18 protein-coding genes are annotated in these 21553 nt (G+C 59.9%); 6 read left to right on the top strand and 12 right to left on the bottom strand.

Annotated elements, in window-relative coordinates; all coding sequences use genetic code 11:
• Positions 1 to 318: 318 nt before the first annotated feature.
• On the top strand, positions 319 to 2079 hold the full coding sequence (locus tag NMB38_RS21775; RefSeq protein ID WP_028686796.1) for a cation:proton antiporter: 1761 nt from the start codon (positions 319 to 321) through the stop codon (positions 2077 to 2079).
• A gap of 76 nt (positions 2080 to 2155) precedes the next feature.
• Here the strand turns inward: NMB38_RS21775 and NMB38_RS21770 are convergent, their stop codons facing one another.
• From NMB38_RS21770 to zwf, 5 genes are all read right to left on the bottom strand, one after another.
• Complete coding sequence (locus tag NMB38_RS21770; protein WP_023532298.1) at positions 2156 to 2563, bottom strand: SMI1/KNR4 family protein; 408 nt, start codon at positions 2561 to 2563, stop codon at positions 2156 to 2158.
• Positions 2564 to 2843: 280 nt separating this feature from the next.
• Positions 2844 to 3698 carry a Tim44 domain-containing protein gene (locus NMB38_RS21765; RefSeq protein ID WP_027913326.1) on the bottom strand — a complete coding sequence of 285 codons (855 nt, stop codon included), beginning with the start codon at positions 3696 to 3698 and terminating at the stop codon, positions 2844 to 2846.
• Between the two features lie 166 nt (positions 3699 to 3864).
• On the bottom strand, positions 3865 to 6051 hold the full coding sequence (uvrD, locus tag NMB38_RS21760) for a DNA helicase II (RefSeq protein ID WP_059183518.1): 2187 nt from the start codon (positions 6049 to 6051) through the stop codon (positions 3865 to 3867).
• Between the two features lie 137 nt (positions 6052 to 6188).
• Positions 6189 to 6503, bottom strand: coding sequence for a hypothetical protein (locus NMB38_RS21755; RefSeq protein WP_027913328.1), 315 nt, complete (start codon positions 6501 to 6503; stop codon positions 6189 to 6191).
• 82 nt (positions 6504 to 6585) lie between these two features.
• A complete protein-coding gene (gene zwf, locus NMB38_RS21750; protein WP_027913329.1) occupies positions 6586 to 8028 on the bottom strand; it encodes a glucose-6-phosphate dehydrogenase in 1443 nt (480 codons plus the stop codon).
• A gap of 104 nt (positions 8029 to 8132) precedes the next feature.
• On the opposite strand from zwf, the gene hexR reads away from it, so the two are divergent.
• Entirely contained in the window at positions 8133 to 8999 is an 867-nt protein-coding gene (gene hexR / locus NMB38_RS21745; RefSeq protein ID WP_023532857.1) for a transcriptional regulator HexR, read from the top strand.
• Positions 9000 to 9121: 122 nt separating this feature from the next.
• Positions 9122 to 9340: a PA3496 family putative envelope integrity protein gene (locus NMB38_RS21740; protein ID WP_080992801.1), complete on the top strand. Its 219-nt coding sequence runs from the start codon at positions 9122 to 9124 to the stop codon at positions 9338 to 9340.
• On the opposite strand, the gene NMB38_RS21735 is transcribed toward NMB38_RS21740, so the two are convergent.
• The gene (locus tag NMB38_RS21735) at positions 9282 to 10244 is read right to left on the bottom strand and encodes a LysR family transcriptional regulator (RefSeq protein ID WP_027913330.1); all 963 of its coding nucleotides are present in this window, start codon (positions 10242 to 10244) and stop codon (positions 9282 to 9284) included. The two genes, NMB38_RS21740 and NMB38_RS21735, sit on opposite strands and share 59 nt — an antisense overlap.
• A gap of 190 nt (positions 10245 to 10434) precedes the next feature.
• On the opposite strand from NMB38_RS21735, the gene NMB38_RS21730 reads away from it, so the two are divergent.
• Positions 10435 to 11850: an acetyl-CoA carboxylase biotin carboxylase subunit gene (locus NMB38_RS21730; RefSeq protein WP_027913331.1), complete on the top strand. Its 1416-nt coding sequence runs from the start codon at positions 10435 to 10437 to the stop codon at positions 11848 to 11850.
• A gap of 97 nt (positions 11851 to 11947) precedes the next feature.
• Positions 11948 to 13756, top strand: a complete 1809-nt coding sequence (oadA, locus tag NMB38_RS21725; RefSeq protein ID WP_027913332.1) for a sodium-extruding oxaloacetate decarboxylase subunit alpha — start codon at positions 11948 to 11950, stop codon at positions 13754 to 13756.
• 71 nt (positions 13757 to 13827) lie between these two features.
• Here the strand turns inward: oadA and NMB38_RS21720 are convergent, their stop codons facing one another.
• Entirely contained in the window at positions 13828 to 14505 is a 678-nt protein-coding gene (locus tag NMB38_RS21720; protein WP_404697685.1) for a GNAT family N-acetyltransferase, read from the bottom strand.
• Between the two features lie 6 nt (positions 14506 to 14511).
• Positions 14512 to 14958, bottom strand: coding sequence for a GNAT family N-acetyltransferase (locus tag NMB38_RS21715; protein ID WP_027913334.1), 447 nt, complete (start codon positions 14956 to 14958; stop codon positions 14512 to 14514).
• Positions 14959 to 15082: 124 nt separating this feature from the next.
• On the opposite strand from NMB38_RS21715, the gene pdxR reads away from it, so the two are divergent.
• A complete protein-coding gene (gene pdxR / locus NMB38_RS21710) occupies positions 15083 to 16612 on the top strand; it encodes a MocR-like pyridoxine biosynthesis transcription factor PdxR (protein ID WP_490805763.1) in 1530 nt (509 codons plus the stop codon).
• Positions 16613 to 16661: 49 nt separating this feature from the next.
• Here the strand turns inward: pdxR and NMB38_RS21705 are convergent, their stop codons facing one another.
• The 4 genes from NMB38_RS21705 to aspA all read right to left on the bottom strand — a co-directional run bounded on the left by NMB38_RS21705 (position 16662) and on the right by aspA (position 21552).
• Positions 16662 to 17765, bottom strand: coding sequence for a polyamine ABC transporter substrate-binding protein (locus tag NMB38_RS21705; RefSeq protein ID WP_494354863.1), 1104 nt, complete (start codon positions 17763 to 17765; stop codon positions 16662 to 16664).
• Positions 17765 to 18808, bottom strand: a complete 1044-nt coding sequence (locus tag NMB38_RS21700; RefSeq protein ID WP_027913337.1) for a histone deacetylase family protein — start codon at positions 18806 to 18808, stop codon at positions 17765 to 17767. The genes NMB38_RS21705 and NMB38_RS21700 overlap by 1 nt, the downstream gene beginning before the upstream one ends.
• A gap of 149 nt (positions 18809 to 18957) precedes the next feature.
• Positions 18958 to 19950 (bottom strand): AraC family transcriptional regulator, encoded by a 993-nt coding sequence (locus tag NMB38_RS21695; protein ID WP_028686789.1) that lies wholly within the window; start codon positions 19948 to 19950, stop codon positions 18958 to 18960.
• Between the two features lie 177 nt (positions 19951 to 20127).
• A complete protein-coding gene (aspA, locus tag NMB38_RS21690) occupies positions 20128 to 21552 on the bottom strand; it encodes an aspartate ammonia-lyase (RefSeq protein ID WP_023532531.1) in 1425 nt (474 codons plus the stop codon).
• Between the last annotated feature and the right edge of the window lies 1 nt (position 21553).

Raw genomic sequence — 21553 nt, 5'->3', positions numbered from 1 at the left:
GTAAGAGTGTGCGCAATCGCGCCAAAGGCTAGCAGGCGCTCTGTTCTGTTGAAGCGACAGCCTGCGTTTAACGGGACGCTCCCATGCTTTGAAGCGTCACGCTGTTTATGCCAGTGACGGCCTGATAGCAGTCGATCTGTTTCATCATATTGCATCGACAGTTCATGGGAAGGCGCGATGTTAATCTGAGTACGCCCATGCAACATGGGCACGCTTTCAATGAATACAGTGTGTACTCGCTGCTTGCTTGGGCCCGCCTCGGCGCAGGCGCGACCTGCCCGTTAGCACAGCCCAAGACGAGAGAAGGAGAATCACGTCATGCATGCCATCAGCTTCATTCAGGACCTGGCGGTCATCATGCTGGTTGCAGGCGTGGTCACCATTGTTTTTCACCGTCTCAAGCAGCCAGTGGTGCTCGGTTATATCGTCGCCGGTTTCATCATAGGCCCCCACACGCCCCCCTTCGGCCTGATTCACGACGAAGACACCATCAAAACGCTCGCCGAGCTTGGCGTGATTTTCCTGATGTTTTGCCTGGGCCTCGAGTTCAGCCTGCGCAAGCTGTTCAAAGTTGGCGCCACGGCCTTCATAGCAGCTTTTCTGGAAATCGTATTGATGATCTGGATCGGCTTCGAGATTGGGCGTTGGTTCGGCTGGAACACCATGGACTCCTTGTTCCTGGGCGCCATTCTCGCCATTTCCTCGACCACGATCATCGTCAAGGCCCTCAATGACCTGAAGATGAAGAACGAACGGTTTGCACAGCTGATATTCGGTGTGTTGATTGTCGAAGACATCCTGGGTATCGGCATCATCGCACTGCTGTCGGGTATCGCCGTCAGCGGCACCGTCAGTTCGGGGGAGGTCTTTTCAACCGTCGGCAAGCTGTCCTTGTTCATGATCGTTGCCTTGGTGATCGGCATTCTTCTGGTACCGCGCGTACTGGCTTATGTGGCCAAGTTCGAAAGTAACGAGATGCTGCTCATCACAGTGCTGGGTCTGTGCTTCGGATTCTGTCTGCTGGTCGTGAAACTCGAATACAGCATGGTCCTGGGGGCTTTCCTGATTGGTGCCATCATGGCCGAGTCGCGGCAGTTGTTGAAAATCGAGCGTCTGATCGAACCTGTCAGGGATTTGTTCAGCGCCATATTCTTCGTCGCAATTGGCTTGATGATCGATCCGCAGGTATTGGTCGACTACGCTTGGCCGATTGTGGTCATTACCTTGGCCGTTGTACTGGGCAAGATGCTGTCCTGTGGCATGGGCGCTTTCATCGCGGGAAACGACGGGCGCACCTCGTTGCGGGTGGGTATGGGCCTGTCTCAGATCGGCGAGTTTTCATTCATCATTGCGGCCTTAGGGATGACCCTGCAGGTCACCAGCGACTTCCTCTACCCGGTGGCGGTCGCCGTCTCGGCCATTACCACGCTACTGACACCGTATCTGATTCGTGCCGCTGATCCGCTGTCGATAAAACTGGGTAACGTAGTGCCTGGGCGGCTGGCTCGCGTGCTGTCCTTGTATGGGGAGTGGCTGCGCAACATCCAGCCTCAGGGCCAGAGTGCCCTGGTGGCGGCGATGATACGGCGCATATTGTTGCAGGTCGGCGTGAACCTGGCGTTGGTCATCGCCATATTCTTCAGCGGCGGTTACTTCGCAGGGCGGCTTGGCACTTGGCTCAGCCAGTGGATCAGCGATGTGAGCCAGCAGAAGGCGGTGATCTGGGGGGCTGCATTACTGCTTTCGCTACCTTTTCTGATCGCGGCTTACCGCAAACTCAAAGCGCTATCGATGCTGCTGGCTGAAATGGGCGTCAAGCCTGAAATGGCTGGGCGCCATACTCAGCGCGTACGGCGCGTGATTGCTGAAGTCATTCCGCTGATTTCGCTGCTGGTGATCTTTTTGCTGCTGTCGGCGTTGTCGGCGAGCATTCTACCCACCAACGAGCTATTGCTGATCATTGCCATCGTGGCAGCGGTGGTGGTCGCTTTGTTATGGCGTTGGTTCATCCGGGTGCATACACGCATGCAGATTGCGTTACTCGAAACGCTGGAGAACAATCGGGACAACGGCCACTGACCCCAGTGGCGTCTGCTGCAGACGGGCCGTAATCACGGCCCGCAAGGTCCTTCGACCGAGGTGGGGGTGAGGCTGATCAGCTCTCTAACCACACGTCCCGTGCCCAATGCCAAACCGATTCCCAGCTGTCCTCACCGACGAGTTCCTCATCGGCATCCCACAGCACCACGGTGCCATCTTCCTCGACGCAATAGTAATTGTCGCCATCCTGGCACAGCGGAATCAGTTCCCGAGGCACCCCGGCGTCCCAGGCATTTGCAGCAACGTCCGGGAGGTAGGTGTGTGACTGAGGGTCAGTCACCGTGACAGGTTCCAGCGAGCCATAGACCACATCGCTGACGTTCAGCAGGAACTCCTTGAACACGAACGGAATGTTGATGAACAGCTGCTCTTCGATTTCAACCAACTGATCCTCGTCTGGAAGCTCAAGGGGGACCGGTACTGGCTCGTTGGCTTCACGGAGTTGTTCAATCACTTCTTCCACGATTCACTTCCTCTGACCTAGATGACAACGCTGCGGGTTATACCCTAGTAGTGCGCTATGGCAAAAGCAAAAACCCCGGTAGGCCCGGAATGCTGTTCACTTGAAATGGTTGGGGCCGCTTTACGGCCCATCGCGGCACAAGGCCGCTCCTACATTGACCGCGTGGCACCCGAATTGACGGCATCACGAGACCTTACAGGAGCGGCCTTTTGCCGCGATGGGCTGCAGAGCAGCCCCAAAAGTAATAGCTTACGGATACGCCCGTGGTTTTTGGACCGGATTAACCGTTTTGACGGATACCCGCGACCAGCCAAGGCTGGTTCTCGCCCTTGGCACGTACCATGTGCCAGCTTTCGCTGAACTGTTCACCTTGGTCGAAGCGCGAGTTCTTCGATACGCCGCGGAAGGTGAGAGTAGCGTCAGTACGGTCGTCACGCTCATCGACGCCGTCCAGCTGTACATCGAGGTTGTCGATGTAGGTGGACTGGAAGCCATCACCCAGCTCGGCACGCTCGCGCTTGAGGAACTCGAGCATCTGCGGGGTCACGAACTCGGCGATCTTGTCCATTTCATTGGCGTCCCAGTGCTGCTGCAGCGACTGGAAGTGATTGCGGGCAGCTGCCAGGAAGCTTTGTTCATTGAACCAGGCTGGCGCGTTGATGACAGGCGATGGCGCTGCCGCCGGCGCAGTCGAACCGCCGAAAATGTTTGGCTGTGCAGGCTGACCCTGTGCTTCACGCTGCATGGGGGCATTGCCAGGCATGGCCATGTGTGGCTGCTGCTGACGTCGCCGTGCGGCGATGAAGCGGAACACCAGGAAGGCGATGAGCGCGATGATCAGGAAGTCCATGATCTGGAAGCCTTCGAAGCCGTCACCCATGAACATGGATGCCAGCAGACCACCGGCGGCCAAGCCCGCCAGAGGGCCCAACCAGCGCGAAGCACCGCTGGCGGCGGCCGGTGCGCGGCCAGGAGCGGTCGGCGCGGCGGCAGGCGTGTTCGGCGTAGCTTGACGGGTCTGGTGAATGGGCGCGGAGCCAGCGCTCTTGCCGCCGCCGAATCGCTTGGCGTTGGCGTCCAGGCTCAGCGTCAGGCCGACGCAGAGCGCCAGTGCGATGCTAAGAAAACGTTGCATAAATGGGATATCCCCTGTTGTGGATTGCACGCGCGTCATGGTGCACATGTTCCAAGGCATATGACCAGCGACATAATGTTTCGAGCTTTTGCTTGGTATGACCTATTTGAGCAAGCAACGGCGCAGGCGTTCAAACCTGGGTGCGCCCCTGGGCCGATGCTTGCCTTCAGATGGCTTCAAGCTTGGCGTAGCCCATCATCAACCACTTGCTGCCTTCGGCAAAATTGACCTGTACACGTGCCTGGGCCCCGGAGCCTTCGAAATTCAGGATGACCCCTTCACCGAAAACGGAATGCTGTACACGCTGGCCAAGGCTGAATGCGGTTTCGGGAATATCCGCATTGGCAAACAGGTGGCTGTTGAGGGCGGTCTTCGGGGTGCCGAACGGGCGGCTGACGCTGTTCGACAGACGTACCTCCTGCACCAGACCAGCAGGAATCTCGCGTACGAAGCGAGATACCTTGTTGTAGGTTTCACTACCGTACAGCCGTCTTGTCTCGGCATAGGTCATGACCAGCTGACGCATGGCGCGGGTGATGCCCACGTAGGCCAGGCGACGTTCTTCTTCAAGACGACCTGGCTCCTCCAGGCTCATCTTGTGCGGGAACAGGCCTTCCTCCATGCCCACCAGGAACACGTAGGGGAACTCCAGGCCTTTGGCACTGTGCAAGGTCATCAGCTGCACACTGTCCTCGTGCTCGTCAGCCTGCGTATCGCCGGCTTCTAGCGAAGCGTGACCCAGGAAGGCGGACAGTGGGGAGAGGTCGGCGTCTTCTTCGGTCGATTCGAAGTTGCGCGCTGCGCTAACCAGTTCCTCAAGGTTTTCCACCCGTGCCTGACCCTTTTCACCTTTTTCTTCCTGGTGATAGATGATCAGCCCGGATTGTTCGAGGGTGGTTTGCGTCATGGTATGCAGCGGCATGTCTTCGACTTTGGCTGCAAGCCCGTCGATCAGCTCGATGAATGCACCCAGGGCGCTGGCAGCCCGGCCCTTGAGCGCCTTTGCTGCGATCAGCTGGCACATCGCCTGCCACATCGATACCTGGCTGTGACGTGCATGCTCGCGAATGGCCTCGACGGTTTTCTCGCCAATACCGCGTGGCGGCACGTTGATCACGCGCTCCAGCGCGGCATCGTTACCGCGGCCTTCAATCAGTCGCAGGTAGGCCATGGCATTCTTGATCTCTGCCCGCTCGAAGAAGCGCTGGCCACCATAGATGCGGTACGGAATCCGCTCGCGCAGCAAGGCTTCCTCAAGCACCCGCGACTGGGCGTTCGAGCGATACAGAATAGCCATTTCGTCACGCGCGTTGCCTTGCTTGATCAGGCTTTCAATGGTCTCGACCACATAACGCGCTTCGTCATGTTCGTTGTAGGCGGCGTACAGCGTAATGGGTTCACCCTCACCCATGTCGGTCCACAATTCCTTGCCTAAACGCCCGCTGTTATTGGCGATCAGGGCGTTGGCAGCCTTGAGGATGCCACCGGTGGAGCGGTAGTTCTGCTCCAGGCGGATCGTCTCGGCATCTGGGAAGTCGGCCGTGTACTGGTGGATGTTCTCGATCTTCGCCCCGCGCCAGCCGTAGATCGACTGATCGTCATCACCCACCGCCATCAGGCTGTCACCACCGCGGGCCAGCAGACGTAGCCAGGCGTACTGCACGGCGTTGGTGTCCTGGAACTCATCGACCAGTACGTGACGGAAGCGGCGCTGGTAGTGGGCCAACAGGCCTGGGTGATCGCGCCACAAATCCAGGGCGCGCAGCAGCAACTCGGAAAAATCGATGACACCCGCGCGCTCGCAGGCCTGCTCATAGGCGGTGTAGACGTCGCGCATGGTGGTCAAGAACAGGTCGCCGCCTGGCTGAATGTGCTGCGGGCGCAGGCCTTCGTCTTTCTGGCCGTTGATGAACCATTGAGCCTGGCGTGCCGGCCACTTCTGTTCGTCCAGCCCCAACTCGCGCATCACCCGTTTGACCAGGCGCTGCTGATCGTCGCTGTCCAGAATCTGAAAGTTCTGCACAAGCCCCGCTTCTTGCCAGTGAGCACGCAAGAGCCGATGCGCCAGACCGTGGAATGTCCCCACCCACATTCCTGCAGGGTTGATGCCCAACAGTTGCTCGATCCGGTGGCGCATTTCCGCAGCAGCCTTGTTGGTGAAGGTCACCGACAGGATCGAATGCGGCGATGCCTGCTCCACCTGGATAAGCCAGGCGATGCGGTGCACCAGCACACGTGTTTTACCGGAACCGGCGCCAGCAAGCACCAGTTGACGCCCGACCGTGGCCGCTACAGCCTGGCGTTGGGCGTCATTGAGGGAATTCAGCAGGAGGGAGAGGTCATCTGTGCTCATCTCGACATTCTAGGGGGAGGCCGAGCCAGGGGCAAACACCTACTGTATAAATGTTCACCTTCATCCCCTGCCGTTCATCGCGACCATCGCGCCCGGGTCAAGCCAAGGCTCGATCCTGGGCGTCCGGGCCGCCTACATCAGTTGGGCGCTTGAATGTCCTCGATGGCGATCCGCAGGTTGTCACTTCCGTGAATGATTTCCAGCGTCTTGAAACCGCTCGCGCCCTCATGGACGTACTCAACGGTCTTTTCGGTCATCACTGACATGGCGATGACACCGGTGTCTACCAGCTTGAGTTCCAGGACCTCCCAGCCACCTCGGTGGCGTCTGACCGGTTCGACCAGCACTGGTTCGTACGCCGGGCTGGGAACGGTGACGACGCCGTGAACCCTGAAGGACGTTTGGCCGCCAGCGGTCTGGTTGTAAGCAACGAAGTTCTTGAGTGTGCTCATGGGAGCCTCCTTGATGATAAGTAGCGCAAACGCGCATCGCTACTGTCGCTGCTTTCAAGGAAACCTTCGATTGGGCAACGCTTCATGCATGCCAGTGTCTGCCGTGTCGGGCCAGTAGGCTATTGGCCTGCTCCGGGCCACTGCTCCCGGCAGGATACGAGCGAGGGGCCTGGAAATGCTCCTCCCAGCCTTCGATGATAGGGTCAATCCACGCCCAGGCAGCTTCTACTTCATCCCGGCGCATGAACAAGGTCGAATCGCCTTCGAGTACGTCCAGCAGCAAGCGTTCGTAGGCCTCCCAGCGGCGCGTCTGGCTGAAAACCTGGGCCAGGTTCAAGTCCAGATCGACCGGCTCCAGGCGCATGCCCTTGCCTGGGGTCTTGGTCATCATCCGCAGGCTGATCCGCTCGTCTGGCTGCAACTGGATCAGTAGCTGGTTCACCTGACCCCCTTCGAACAGTTCGTGCGGAACGGGTTTGAACTGGAGCACAATTTGCGAAGAACGCCTTGCCATGCGTTTACCTGTACGCAAATAGAACGGCACCCCGGCCCAGCGCCAGTTGTCGATGTGTGCTTCTATGGCGACAAAGGTCTCGGTGTCGCTGTCATTGTCGACGTCTTTTTCGAAGTAGTACGCGCATACCTCCTGACCGCCGATGTGCCCGGCACCGTACTGACCTCGAACGGTTTTCTCCTGAACGTCTTGCCCAGTAATCGGCTGAAGCGCCCGCAGTATTTTCACCTTCTCGTCACGCACTGCCTCCGCCTCGAACTGGGCCGGCGGTTCCATGGCTACCAGGCAGAGCAGCTGGAGCAGATGGTTTTGCAACATGTCGCGCATTGCGCCTGCACGATCGTAGTAGCCGCCACGGTTTTCTACGCCCAGCGTCTCGCCGACACTTATCTGGACGTGATCGACCTGGCCGTTGCGCCAGACGGGTTCGAGCAGTGCGTTGGCGAACCGCAGCGCCATGAGGTTCTGTACGGTTTCCTTGCCCAGGTAATGGTCGATACGAAAAACCTGTCGCTCTTCAAATACCGCTCCGATCGCTTCGTTGATGGCAGTGGCCGACGACAAGGACTGACCGATCGGCTTTTCCAGCACGATACGTGCTTCGCTGTCGGCGAGACCGGCGATGTGCAGATGACTTGCAATGGGAGCGAACAACGAAGGCGCGGTGGCAAGGTAGAAGATCCGCATCAGGCCCCCTGGCTCACCCAGGTAGCGCGCCAGCCGAACGAAATCAGCACTCTGTGTCGCATCCATCGCGAAATAGTCGACCCGTGCACAAAACCGACGCCAGATTTCTTCGTCAAAGTCGCGGCGAGCGATTTGTGCCCGACAATGTCGCTCTGCAAGTTTGAGGTAGTCATCGCGCAGCAGGTGGCGTCTGGCCAGGGCGATTATCCGCACGGCTGGGTCCAGACGGCTTTCGCGAAACAGGTGGTAGAGCGCTGGCAGCAACTTGTGCAGGGCCAGGTCACCCGTGCCACCGAAGACCAGAATGTCGCAAGGAATAGTCAAACCACCACGCTCCACGTTCGTTTAACTGGGCGGGTTGCCGTCCATGTAGTATAACTACAAGAAAGCTACAACCCGGCCAGTCGATCATAACCCGAGTCCAGCCCGTGAATCTGTTGCAACATATCGCCCAATCGCGCCACCTGCTGCGCAAATCGGAACTGAAAGTGGCCGATCATGTGCTGCTGGACCCAGCCGCCGTCATGCACAGCTCGATGGCAGACCTGGCCCACAGTGTCGGCATCAGTGAACCGACCATTGTGCGTTTTTGCAGGGCCATCGGGTGCTCGGGTTTCCAGGACCTGAAGTTGAAACTGGCGCAGAGCCTGGCCGCCGGGGCCAGTTTTGGTCAGTTCGCTATTCATGAAGACGACTCCGTCGCCGATTACAGCCTGAAGATATTCGACACGACCTTGCATACCCTGATGGAGGTACGCGAGCACCTTGACCCACAGGCGCTGCAGCAGGCCGTCAGCGCCATGGCACAGGCGCAGCGTGTGGAGTTCTATGGTTTCGGCGCATCCGGGGCCGTGGCAGCAGATGCCCAGCACAAGTTCTTCCGTTTGCTGCTCAGCGCGGCGGCGTACTCCGACCCGCACATGCAGGCCATGTCTGCGGTGACGCTCAAGCCTGGCGATGTGGCGGTGTGCATTTCGCAATCAGGCCGTTCGAAGGACTTGCTGATCACGGCCAACCTGGTCCGCGAAAGCGGCGCCAATCTGATCACGCTGTGCCCCAGCCAGACCCCGTTGGCCGAACTGTCCACGGTCAACCTGGCCATTGACGTTCACGAAGACACCGAGATCTATACGCCCCTGACCTCGCGCATTGCCCATCTGGTGGTCATCGACGTGCTGGCCATGGGCGTTGCCATGGCGCGCGGGCCAAGCCTGGTCAACCACCTCAAGAGCGTGAAGCGCAGCCTGCGTAGCCTGCGACTGTCGCCCAAGTCGATCAAGGCTCATGACGACTGAGGCCTGCTTCGGTTCTTCGAGTAGAAGCCATCATCGGTCACGACGCTGTCATCATCGCGCCTCCAAACGGTAAAACCGCTGGGTCAGTCTGAGCCTTCCGCATCCTTTCTGGGAATCAGGCAATGGCTCGTGACCACGACGGTATCTACCAACCTAACGCCAAGGCTCGCAAGCAGCAGGAAAAGGACCAGCGACGCATGGCGTATCGCCGCGCCATCGAAAGCTACTGTGACCAACGGCAGCTCCTGCGTGATGTCGCCGATTACCCTGACTTCGAAGGGCTCACTGCCTGGCAGACAGCGGCACCGACTGACCTGAAAATCGCTCGACCAATGCGCTGATCAGTGACCGCTCGCTGCGTATGAACGCCTGAAAGGCGAGTGCGACCGGCGATTGCCGCTTGGCCTTGGATTGAACGACGCACCAGCTGCGGTACAGCGGTAATTCTTCGACGGGCAGTTCGATTAGGTTTCTCGTGGCCAGCTCCATGTTCACGGCATGGCGGGTCAACAACGCGATGCCCAGCCCGGCGATCACGCATTCACGCTGGGCATCGGCCGAGGCCACTTCGAGGGTTTGCGTGAAGTGCACGCGCTTTTCCTTGAAATATTCCTCACAGGCCTTGCGTGTGCCTGAGCCTTGTTCGCGTACCAGCAGCGTGTGGGGCTCGAGGTCCTGCAGGCGCAGCTGCGGCAGCCTGCACAGGGCATGCTCGGGCGGTGCGACGGCGATGATCGGGTTGTTCAGGAACGGCAGGAAGTCCAGCCCCATGTCCTGCGGCACCATGGACATGATGATCAGGTCATCACGGTTATCGGACAGCCGCCTGATGGCCTGTGCCCGGTTGACCACGGTCAAGGTCAAGTTGACCTCCGGATGGCGCTGCTTGAATGCCGCGAACAGATGCGGCACGAAGTACTTGGCGCTGGACTCGATCGCCAGCTTCAACTGCCCTTGCAAAGACCCCTGCATGTCCGACAACTGCATATCCAGGCTTTCCAGACGCCCGAAGATGTCGTGACTGGCGCGTTGCAGCGCTTCGGCGGCTTCCGTGAGGTACAACTTCTTGCCCACGTATTCGAACAACGGCTGGCCAATCAGCTCTTCGAGTTGGCGGATCTGTAGACTAACGGCGGGTTGCGTGAGTGCCATCTCTTCGGCCGCGCGGCTATAGGAGCGAAGGTCACACACCTCATTGAAGATCTGCAACTGGCGTAATGTCATACGCATCAAGGACTTACGCATTTTATTCGTCTCGTCGGCAATACCTTGTAACTTCACTATAAGCTTTTGCTAATACTGCCCCTAACAAATATTGATTTTTGTTTATCGACCTACAGCGCTAGGGTGAATCTGCGACTGGCCAAACAACAACGGGTCACGCGCCGACCGGTAGAACCGTGTCGACTGTTCATACGGCTTTGGGAAGAATCCAGTGATAAAAAAAATCCTGATCGCCAACCGAGGTGAAATTGCAGTTCGGATCGTGCGCGCTTGCGCCGAAATGGGCATCCGCTCGGTAGCGATCTTTTCCGACGCCGACCGGCATGCGCTGCATGTAAAGCGTGCAGACGAGGCTTACAGCATTGGCGCAGAGCCACTGGCCGGTTATTTGAACCCGCGCAAGCTGGTGAACCTGGCCGTGGAAACGGGCTGCGATGCCCTGCACCCTGGCTATGGTTTTCTCTCGGAAAACGCGGAGTTGGCCGAGATCTGCGCCGAGCGCGGGATCAAGTTCATCGGGCCCGCTGCCGACGTCATTCGCCGCATGGGCGACAAGACCGAAGCGCGCCGCACCATGATCGCCGCAGGCGTTCCGGTCACCCCTGGCACAGAGGGTAACGTCGCCGACATTCACGAGGCGCTCAGTGAAGGCGATCGCATTGGTTATCCGGTCATGCTCAAGGCGACGTCGGGCGGTGGCGGCCGTGGTATCCGCCGCTGCAACAGCCGTGAAGAATTGGAGCAGAACTTCCCGCGTGTGATCTCCGAGGCCACCAAGGCATTCGGTTCGGCAGAAGTGTTCCTGGAAAAGTGCATCGTCAACCCCAAGCACATCGAGGCGCAGATTCTCGGCGACAGCTTTGGCAACGTCGTGCACTTGTTCGAGCGCGACTGCTCCATCCAGCGGCGTAACCAGAAGCTCATCGAAATTGCTCCGAGCCCTCAACTCACGCCCGAGCAACGCGCGTACATCGGCGACCTGGCAGTGCGTGCAGCCAAGGCGGTGGACTACGAGAATGCCGGTACCGTGGAGTTTCTGCTGGCCGATGGCGAAGTGTACTTCATGGAAATGAACACACGCGTGCAGGTCGAGCACACCATCACCGAGGAAATCACCGGTATCGATATCGTGCGTGAGCAGATCCGCATCGCATCGGGCCTGCCCCTGTCGGTGAAGCAGGAAGATATCCAGCACCGTGGTTATGCCCTGCAGTTTCGGATCAATGCCGAAGACCCGAAGAACAACTTCCTGCCCAGCTTTGGCAAGATCACCCGTTATTACGCGCCGGGTGGCCCAGGTGTACGTACCGATACCGCCATTTACACCGGCTACACCATTCCACCGTTCTACGACTCGATGTGCCTGAAGCTGGTGGTGTGGGCATTGACGTGGGAAGAGGCCATGGATCGCGGCCTGCGGGCCTTGGATGACATGCGCGTTCAGGGGGTCAAGACCACCGCGGCGTACTACCAGGAAATCCTGCGTAATCCGGAATTTCGTAGCGGTCAGTTCAACACCAGCTTCGTTGAGACCCACCCGGAACTGACCAACTATTCGATCAAGCGCAAACCCGAAGAGCTGGCCCTGGCCATCGCTGCCGCCATCGCCGCCCACGCAGGCATTTGAATACAGCTGCACGCTGCGAACCCAGATTGCCAGCCGGCGCCAACGCGTCTGTGCAGGCCGACTGAGGCGCGAAGCTTGCCGCGACGAGGAGATAACAATGTCCAAGAAGATTCACGTAACCGATACGATCCTGCGCGACGCCCACCAGTCCCTGTTGGCCACCCGCATGCGCACCGAAGACATGCTGCCGATCTGCGAGAAACTCGACAAGGTCGGTTATTGGTCACTGGAAGTCTGGGGTGGCGCCACCTTCGATGCTTGTGTGCGTTTCTTGAAGGAAGACCCGTGGGAGCGCCTGCGCAAGCTGCGTGCAGCACTGCCCAACACGCGCCTGCAAATGCTGCTGCGCGGCCAGAACCTGCTGGGTTACCGCCACTACAGCGACGATGTGGTCAGGGCATTCGTCGCCAAGGCCGCCGTCAATGGCATCGACGTATTCCGCATCTTCGACGCCATGAACGATGTGCGTAACCTGCGTGTGGCCATCGAGGCGGTCAAAGCCTCGGGCAAGCACGCCCAGGGGACCATCGCCTACACCACCAGCCCGGTGCACACCATCGAGGCGTTCGTGAATCAGGCCAGGCAGATGGAGGCCATGGGTTGCGACTCGATCGCCATCAAGGACATGGCCGGCCTGCTCACCCCGTTTGCCACCGGCGAGTTGGTCAAGGCACTCAAAGCCGAGCAGTCGCTGCCGGTCTTCATTCACTCGCACGACACCGCGGGCCTGGCTGCCATGTGTCAGCTCAAGGCTGTGGAAAACGGCGCTGATCATATCGATACCGCCATTTCCAGCTTCGCCTGGGGCACCAGCCATCCGGGTACCGAGTCCATGGTGGCGGCGCTCAAAGGCAGCGAGTTCGATACCGGGCTGGACCTGGAGCTGCTGCAGGAGATCGGCCTGTATTTCTATGCCGTACGCAAGAAATATCACCAGTTCGAAAGCGAGTTCACTGCCGTGGATACCCGCGTGCAGGTCAACCAGGTGCCAGGCGGCATGATTTCCAACCTGGCCAACCAGCTCAAGGAGCAGGGCGCGCTGAACCGCATGAACGAAGTGCTGGCGGAAATCCCGCGTGTGCGTGAAGACCTGGGCTTTCCACCGCTGGTTACCCCCACTTCGCAGATCGTCGGCACCCAGGCATTCTTCAACGTACTGGCCGGTGAGCGCTACAAGACCATCACCAACGAGGTGAAGCTGTACCTGCAAGGCGGTTACGGCAAGGCGCCGGGGGTGGTCAACGAGCAACTGCGTCGGCAAGCGATCGGCAGCGAAGAGGTGATCGATGTACGCCCGGCCGATCTGCTCAAACCGGAGATGACCAAGCTGCGTGCCGACATCGGGGCCCTGGCGCGCTGTGAAGAGGACGTGCTGACGTTCGCCATGTTCCCGGACATTGGCCGCAAATTCCTGGAAGAGCGCGAGGCCGGCACCCTGGCCCCCGAAGCGCTGCTGCCTATCCCTGAAGCCGGCGCCGTTTCCGCCCCGGGCGGAGAAGGCGTACCGACCGAATTCGTGATCGATGTGCACGGTGAAACCTACCGCGTGGACATCACCGGTGTAGGCGTCAAGGCAGAGGGCAAGCGTCACTTCTACCTGTCGATCGACGGCATGCCGGAAGAGGTGGTGTTCGAGCCGCTCAACGAGTTCGTCAGCGGCGGTAGCAGCAAGCGCAAGCAGGCCAGCGCCCCGGGCCATGTCAGCACCACCATGCCTGGCAACATCGTCGATGTGCTGGTCAAGGAAGGTGATACGGTCAAAGCCGGGCAGGCTGTGCTCATCACCGAGGCGATGAAAATGGAAACCGAAGTGCAGGCGGCTATCGCGGGCAAGGTCGTGGCCATCCACGTGGGCAAGGGCGATCGCGTGACGCCGGGCGAAATCCTGATCGAGATCGAGGGCTGAACCTGATCCCTTGACCATGGGTTAACCTCGGGGGAGCGCAATGCTCCCCTTTTTTATCAGGGTACGTTGCTTCAAGGGCTTGCCAGGCGGCATGCCTCGAGCGTTCGCAACTGACCTGCCGGGCTTTGGTTCTCAGCGCTCAACCAGCGCTCGAAAGCGGCGGCCACCTGCGGCCACTCGTCATCGGTAATCGAATACCAGGCGGTATCCCGGTTGTGATCCTTTACCACCAGATGCTTTCGGAACACGCCTTCGAAAACGAAGCCCAATCGCTCAGCTGCGCGTCTGGAGCGAGCATTGGCGTTGTTGCACTTCCATTCGAGGCGTCGGTTACCGAGCGCAAAGCTAAGTCTTGCCAGCAGATACACCGCCTCGGTGCCCTTGGGCGTTCGCTGCATCGCGGCTCCGAAGGCAACGTGACCAATCTCGATGCGACCATGATCGGGCACGATCGACATCAAGCTGAGCAGCCCCTGCGCCTGGCCCGAGGTGCGATCGATGACGGTGAAGAACAGTGGGTCTGTACCCGCAGCGTTGGCTTGCAGCCAACGGTCGAACCCAGCGCGCTCGGCAAATGGGCCATAAGGCAGGTAGTCCCACAGCGCTGGATCGGCAGCCGCACCTTGCAGCACCTCCCATAGATCGTCGCCATGCCGTGCAGGCTCGAGTTTCTCCAGGCGAATGAAATGTCCATCGATAGGCTGCGCCGTGGGCGCGCTGGCCGGCTTCCAGTTCAATGTATCGCTCATGCTGGCCTAAACCCCTTTACGGAATTGAATGAACCCTGAGCGCTCGGCTACCCGCTCATACAGGTCGATGGCAGTGGAATTGGTTTCATGGGTTAACCAGTGCACCTTGGTGCAGCCGTCCGCGCTCGCCGCCTGATAGACGTGCTGAATCAGTTGGCGGCCAATACCCAAGCCACGCTGCTCGCCAGCCACGTACAGGTCTTGCAGGTAGCAGGCATTCTCGATGCTCCAGTTGGAACGATGGTAGATGAAGTTGACCATGCCCACCGCTTTCTCATCCAGCCAGGCGAGCGCCGAGTGCGTGGGCTCGCGAGTATCGAGCAGACGCCCCCAGGTCGTGAGACTGACCGTCTCGGACAGTTCTGTCTTGTAGAACTGCAAGTAGGCCTGCCACAGGGCAAGCCAAGTGGCGTGGTCGTTGGCAGTTACCGGGCGTACGGTAATGTTCGTCATGGGCTATCCCTTGGCAGCTGGCACGTGTGCGCAGCCTGTTCGTTTGCAGGTATAAGGGTGATGCTATGCACAAGATTGGCTCTCGGTAAGAGCCATTTACTCCGCTTTTGATAGAGCCAATGCCGTGAGCGAGTTGCATCACGATCTTTCCTTCGACCCTGCCGGGATCACGCTAGACCGCCGTCTGGGGCTCAGCCAGCAGTTGTATCAAGCCCTACGGGAACGAATGCTCGATGGTCGCCTGGGCAGCGGTACTCGGCTGCCTGCAACCCGGGAAATAGCCAGGATGTTGGGCATTTCGCGCAACAGCGTTGTCCAGGCCTACGAGCAGCTTCACGCGGAGGGTTTCATCGAGTCGCGGGTCGGTGATGGGACCTATGTAGGAACATCGAGCAAACTGTCCACACATCTATCCACAGGCTTATACCCTGGGTTATCAACAAGGTTATCCACAAACTCTTCGTTTGACACTGAGGATTTATCCAGTTACAGCCGTGCTGATACCGCCTTGCAACTGCTCGAAAAACATCATCTGGCACCCCCCAGAGGTGGCAAGCCACGAGCGTTTCGCGTCGGCCTGCCCGCGTTCGACCTATTTCCTTTCGACGTCTGGGCCAAGCTGCAAGCGGCTTTCTGGCGTAATCCGTCTCCAGCCAGGTTGAGCTATGGGGACCCGGCGGGTGAACCCGCCTTGCGTGAGCTGATCGCTACTTACATGCGCCGTTCGCGAGGGCTGAATTGTACAGCTGCACAAATTGTGATCACCCATGGCGCACAGGACGCCATCAGTCTTTGTTCACAGTTGCTGCTAGGCGCTGGCGATACCGTGGCTGTGGAAAACCCGGGCTATCGCGCCGCAGGCCATGCCTTTGCTTTGAGCGGAGCTGAGGTAAAGGGTATCGCCGTTGATGCACAGGGAATGGATTGCACCGAGCTCGAACGGCTGGAAAAATGTCGGCTGGCCTACGTGACTCCGGCTCACCAGTACCCGACAGGTGTCACCATGAGCCTGGCCCGACGCCTACAGCTGCTGGCCTGGGCCCGCCGTACCCAGGGCTGGATCATCGAAGACGATTACGACGGCGAGTACCGTTACAGCGGTGCGCCCCTGGCGCCCTTGGCTGCGCTGGACCAACATGGACGGGTCCTGTACGTCGGTACCTTCGGCAAGATCGCTTTCCCAGCCCTGCGCCTTGGTTATCTTGTGTTGCCGCCCGCATTGGCCAAACCCTTCAGCCAGGGCAGGGCGCTGGCCTCCCGGCATTCGGAAATCAGCAGTCAATGCGTGATGGCGGAGTTCATGGCGCGTGGGCATTTTCAGCGGCATATAAGGCGCATGCGCAAGGCCGCCCTTGCACGGCGCGACGCGATACTGGCCGGGTGGCCTACCGGTATCCAAGGCATGGGCGCCATGCCGGATATCGCAGCTGGCCTGCATGTCACACTGGCTGTGGATAACGTTAGCCGGGAAAGGGCGTTGGTGGCCCAGGCCGAAGCAGTTGGCGTGGAAGTAACGCCCTTGAGCCATTTTTGGCTGGATGACAGCACGTGCCCTGTGGATAAACGGGCAGGGCTGGTAGTGGGCTTTGCGGCAGTGCCTGAAAGGGAAATCGCCGAGGCCTTGCTGAAGCTACGCAAGGCCTGGCGGTCTTGAACGGCGCACCGTGAAGAGCGGCTGGGGCCACGACCCCAGCCGCAGGTGGTCATGATCCGGACTTGATGCGTGTCCATGCCCGTGTGCGTGCGCGCTCTGCATCGCGAGCCAGTGGCTTTAGCGTATACAGCTTGGTCATTGCATCGGCGGTTGGATACAAGTTGGGGTTGTTGCGAATCGCTGGGCTCACCTTGTCCGTAGCGTCTTTATTCGGGTTCGGATAGCCCACGAAGTCACTGATCGGCGCAATCACTTCAGGCCGGAGCAGGTAATTGATAAAGACGTGAGCGTCCTGCGGATTGGCAGCATTTTTTGGAATTGCCAGCATGTCGAACCAGATCGGCGCCCCTTCCTTGGGCAGGCGCATGTCCACCACGACACCGTTGTTGGCCTCGCGGGCACGGTTGGCAGCCTGCGAGAAACTGCCGCTGTAGCCCACAGCGACGCAGATGTCACCGTTGGCCATGTCTGCCATGTACTTGGAGGAGTGGAAGTAGGTGACGGATGGGCGAATTTTCAGCAACAGGGCTTCGGCTTTCTTGTAGTCCTGCGGGTGTTCGCTATTGGGCGGCAGGCCCAGGTATTGAAGGGCCAGCGGCATGATCTCGGAGGGTGAGTCGAGCAGGGCCACGCCACATTGCTTGAGCTTGGCGATGTTCTCTTCCTTGAAGATCAGGTCCCAACTGTCCACAGGTGCGTTTTCCCCCAGCGCAGCCTTGACCTTGGCCGGGTTGAAGCCGATCAGTATGGTGCCGTACATGTACGGCACGGCAAAGCGGTTACCGGGGTCGTTGGCTTCGATCAACTTCATCAGGGCCGGGTCCAGGTGCTGCCAGTTCGGCAGTTTGCTGCGATCGAGCGGCTGGAATACGCCGGCCTCGATCTGCTTGGCCAGAAACACGTTGGACGGCACCACCACATCGTAACCAGAGTTGCCGGTCAGCAACTTGGCTTCCAGCGCTTCATTGGTGTCGAAGATGTCATACACCAGCTTCACACCGCTGTCCTTCTGGAAGTCGGTCAGCGTCTGCGGGGTGATGTAGTCGAACCAGTTGTACACGCGCAGCGTGCGCTGTTCGGCCTGGGCGGGCAGGGTGCCTGCGCACAGTACCGCAGCGACGAGAGGGGCGAGTAGCTGTTTGATCGTGGCCATTATCGAGCTCCGGGTTGTGCGCGCTGGAAGCCTTCGAGCACGTTGACGGCGTTGATGCCGATTTCTTCCACGGCATAGCCACCTTCCATCACGAACAGGGTGGGCTTGCCGAGCTGCGCGATGCGCTTGCCCATCTCCAGGTAATCAGGGCTGTCGAGCTTGAACTGGGAGATCGGATCATCCTTGAACGTGTCCACCCCCAGCGACACCACCACTACCTCAGGCTCATACGCGGCGATGCGTTCGCAAGCGTCTTCCAGGGCTGCGCGCCAGGTCGACCAGTCACTGCCCGCCGGTAGCGGATAATTCACATTGCAGCCCTCGCCGGCACCCGCCCCGGTTTCGTCGGCATAGCCCAGGAAGAAGGGGAATTCGTCCTGAGGATCACCATGGATGGAGGCGAAGAAAACATCGGCGCGGCTGTAGAAAATGTCTTGGGTACCATTGCCGTGGTGGTAGTCCACGTCGAGGATGGCAACCTTTGCCCGTCCTTGGTCGATGAAGGCCTGGGCAGCGATGGCTGCATTGTTCAGGTAGCAGTAGCCCCCCATGACGTCGCCTGCCGCGTGATGCCCCGGTGGACGACACAATGCGAACGCGGCGTGGGCACCCTGCTCGATGGCCGCTTGCGCCGTGAGCGCGACCTGGGCTGCGCTGTAGGCGGCCTGCCAGGTGCCTGCCGTGATCGGAGCACCTGCATCGAAGCTGTAGTAACCAAGCTCGCCGTGCAACCCTGTAGGCTTGACCGCCCGCAGCGTGCGAGCAGGCCAGGTATAGGGGAGCAGATCGCCCTCCTGGCCCATGGCCGCCCAGCGCGCCCAGGCGCCTTCGAAGAAGTCGAGATAATCGGCGCTGTGCACGCGCAGCAATGGCGTACGGCCAAAATCATCAGGGCCTTTGACCTCACCCAGCTCGCGTTTGCGGACTTGGGCCAGGACATGGTCGGCACGCGAAGGCATCTCGAAGCAAGGCATGAGCTTGCCATCGATCAGCTCGCAGCGGCCATGGTGCAGGCGGTGATCATCGGAATAGATCGTCAGCATTGTTGTTCTCCGGTGGGTACTGGCGTGCCTTCATTGTCACGAACGGGGCCGCTCAGCGAGAACATCTGAACCGGCCAAAAGGGGATAGATATGGCCAACGTCGAACACCTTCATCGTGTGAGGCAGCTACCCTAGGCCTACCAGCAGGCTTACCCGCGAAACCGAGTCGGCGCCACGCCACTCCAGCGCACAAAAGCGTGACGGAAACTGGCCGTCTCGCTGTACCCAAGCGTTTCGGCAATGCGGTGGATCGGCATGTGCCCGTCGGCGAGCAGTTCCTTGGCCCGTTCGAACTTCAACTCATCGAGCAATTGCTGATAGCTGCTGCCCAGCGCCTGCAGGTGACGGCGAAGTGTACGGGACGAGCAATTCATCTGCCGTGCCAGGCCCTCCAGGCCCGGCGCCGCTTCCAGTTGGTTGACAAGCAGTTGGCGAACGCGCCCCAACCATGCCTGCCGGCCGGTGAATTCTAGGTTCAGGCGTCGGCATCGCTCCTTCATGGCCTTGTGGGTGATCGGGTCGGCCAGAGGCAGTGGCGCGTTCAGCCAGTGCCGCTCGAAGGCGAAGGCGTTGTCAGGCGAGGCGAAGGTGATTGGGCACTGAAACAGGCGCCTGTAGCGCGCGTGGTAACCCGGGCGCAGGTGCTCGAAGCGCGCCCCAAGCAGCGGCAGATCATGGCCTAGCAAGTCGTCGCAGATGACCTTCAACGACACCAGGCAGAATTCGGCGTTGAAAGCGCTCAGCGCAGGACTATCCCGGTAATCGCTGGCGCTGAGCCAGACACGGTGGCCGTCGTCGAGCAGGCGCAAGGTGAAAACTGTTCCCAGCAGTGCCGGATACTGCAATGCCAGGCCCAGGGCGTCACCCAAAGTGGCACTGGACAGCAGCGCGTACCCCAGCATGCCGTAGGCAGACACGCGCATGCGCTGGCCCAACTCCAGGCCAATGTCCTCCCGGCGGGCCACGGCGTTGGCACAGACCTGCAGTTCCTGCTGGGTCGTGATGCGTGCATCGGCATGGCCAAGGTCCGCTGGGCCTATGCCGCTGCCGGCTAGCAGCTCCGAGGCCTCGCAGCCTTGGGCCTGAAAGACGTTGAGGATCAGCGAAACCGCGTTGAGGGTAGTCAGGTGGCTGTGCAGCATGCGGAGTGGTCCCGTGGGTCTGGGACGCATTATCGAGCAAGTTGTATGCCGAGTGTCGTCGATGGCTGCCAATCGGCACCGGGCGGGCAAAAAAAAGCCCGAAGCATACGCCCGGGCTTAGGAAAGGTTGAGAGGTGTCTAGTCCCTCGACCTGGTGAGACGGTTACAGCGTTCTGGTCAGGCCTTCAGCGGAACCAGACGCGGGGCGATCATGTTTTCCGGACGCAGGATGTCGTCGAGCATCGCGTCGTCCAGCAGCTTCTCTTCACGCACCAGTTCAAGCACACCGCGGCCGGTTTCCAGGGCAACGCGAGCGATACGGGTGGCGTTTTCGTAGCCGATGTAAGGGTTCAGGGCGGTGACCAGGCCGATCGAGTGCTCGACCAGTTCACGGCAGCGCTGTTCGTTGGCGGTGATGCCGACGATGCAATGCTCGCGCAGCATGTCCATGGCGCGTTGCAGCAGGCGAATCGAGTCGAAGATCTTGTAGGCGATCAACGGCTCCATCACGTTCAGCTGAAGCTGGCCGCCTTCGGCCGCGACGGTCAGGGCCAGGTCGTTGCCCATGATGGCAAAGGCCACTTGGTTTACGGCTTCCGGGATCACCGGGTTCACCTTGCCTGGCATGATCGAGCTGCCGGGCTGACGAGCCGGCAGGTTGATCTCGTTGATGCCGGTACGTGGGCCGCTGGACAGCAGGCGCAGGTCGTTGCAGATCTTCGACAACTTGACCGCGGTGCGTTTGAGCATGCCGGAGAACAGTACGAAGGCGCCCATGTCGGAGGTGGCTTCGATGAGGTCCGCAGCCGGTACCAGCGGCTGGCCACTGATGGTTGCCAGACGCTGTACAGCCAGGGCCTGGTAGCCCGGGTCGGCGTTGATGCCGGTACCAATCGCGGTGCCACCCAGGTTGATCTCGGTGAGCAGCTCAGGTGCCAGCGAGCGCAGACGCTGCAGGTCTTCGGTCATGGTGGTGGCGAAGGCGCGGAATTCCTGGCCCAGGGTCATCGGCACGGCATCCTGCAGCTGGGTGCGACCCATCTTCAGTACGTGGTCGAATTCCTTGCCTTTGGCGGCGAAGGCCTGGATCAGGCTCTCAAGGCTGGCCAGCAGGGCGTCGTGACCCAGCAGCAAGCCCAGGCGAATAGCAGTGGGGTAGGCGTCGTTGGTCGACTGCGCCATGTTCACATCGTTGTTGGGGTGCAGGTACTGGTACTCACCTTTCTGGTGACCCATGGCCTCCAACGCGACGTTGGCGATGACTTCGTTGGCGTTCATGTTGGTGGAGGTACCGGCACCCCCTTGGATCATGTCGACCACGAACTGCTCGTGGTAGTCGCCCTTGATCAGACGGGCGCAGGCTGCACTGATGGCAGCGTGCTTGGCATCGCTCAGGTGGCCCAGCTCACGGTTGGCGTCGGCAGCGGCCTGCTTGACCATGGCCAGGGCCACGACCAGCTTGGGGTAGTGCGACAGAGGAACGCCAGAGAGGTGGAAGTTGTTGGCAGCGCGCAGGGTCTGGATGCCGTAGTAGGCATCGGCAGGAACTTCAAGGGTGCCCAACAGATCTTTTTCGACGCGGAACGATGCAGCAGCGGACATG

It is taken from the genome of Pseudomonas sp. FBCC-B35 (assembly GCF_059133755.1).
The sequence above is the reverse complement of the archived record's forward strand: the minus strand, read 5'-3'. Positions and strand labels throughout refer to the sequence as shown.

Excerpts from the sequence above, each read along its gene's own strand:
- NMB38_RS21700 (WP_027913337.1), bottom strand. The coding sequence starts at position 18,808 with ATGCTGACGATCTATTCCGATGATCACCGCCTGCACCATGGCCGCTGC.
- uvrD (WP_059183518.1), bottom strand. The coding sequence starts at position 6,051 with ATGAGCACAGATGACCTCTCCCTCCTGCTGAATTCCCTCAATGACGCC.
- aspA (WP_023532531.1), bottom strand. The coding sequence starts at position 21,552 with ATGTCCGCTGCTGCATCGTTCCGCGTCGAAAAAGATCTGTTGGGCACC.
- NMB38_RS21765 (WP_027913326.1), bottom strand. The coding sequence starts at position 3,698 with ATGCAACGTTTTCTTAGCATCGCACTGGCGCTCTGCGTCGGCCTGACG.
- NMB38_RS21715 (WP_027913334.1), bottom strand. The coding sequence starts at position 14,958 with ATGACGAACATTACCGTACGCCCGGTAACTGCCAACGACCACGCCACT.
- NMB38_RS21705 (WP_494354863.1), bottom strand. The coding sequence starts at position 17,765 with ATGGCCACGATCAAACAGCTACTCGCCCCTCTCGTCGCTGCGGTACTG.
- NMB38_RS21755 (WP_027913328.1), bottom strand. The coding sequence starts at position 6,503 with ATGAGCACACTCAAGAACTTCGTTGCTTACAACCAGACCGCTGGCGGC.
- NMB38_RS21695 (WP_028686789.1), bottom strand. The coding sequence starts at position 19,950 with ATGCTGCACAGCCACCTGACTACCCTCAACGCGGTTTCGCTGATCCTC.
- NMB38_RS21740 (WP_080992801.1), top strand. The coding sequence starts at position 9,122 with ATGGCTCGTGACCACGACGGTATCTACCAACCTAACGCCAAGGCTCGC.
- NMB38_RS21720 (WP_404697685.1), bottom strand. The coding sequence starts at position 14,505 with ATGAGCGATACATTGAACTGGAAGCCGGCCAGCGCGCCCACGGCGCAG.
- oadA (WP_027913332.1), top strand. The coding sequence starts at position 11,948 with ATGTCCAAGAAGATTCACGTAACCGATACGATCCTGCGCGACGCCCAC.
- NMB38_RS21775 (WP_028686796.1), top strand. The coding sequence starts at position 319 with ATGCATGCCATCAGCTTCATTCAGGACCTGGCGGTCATCATGCTGGTT.
- NMB38_RS21735 (WP_027913330.1), bottom strand. The coding sequence starts at position 10,244 with ATGCGTAAGTCCTTGATGCGTATGACATTACGCCAGTTGCAGATCTTC.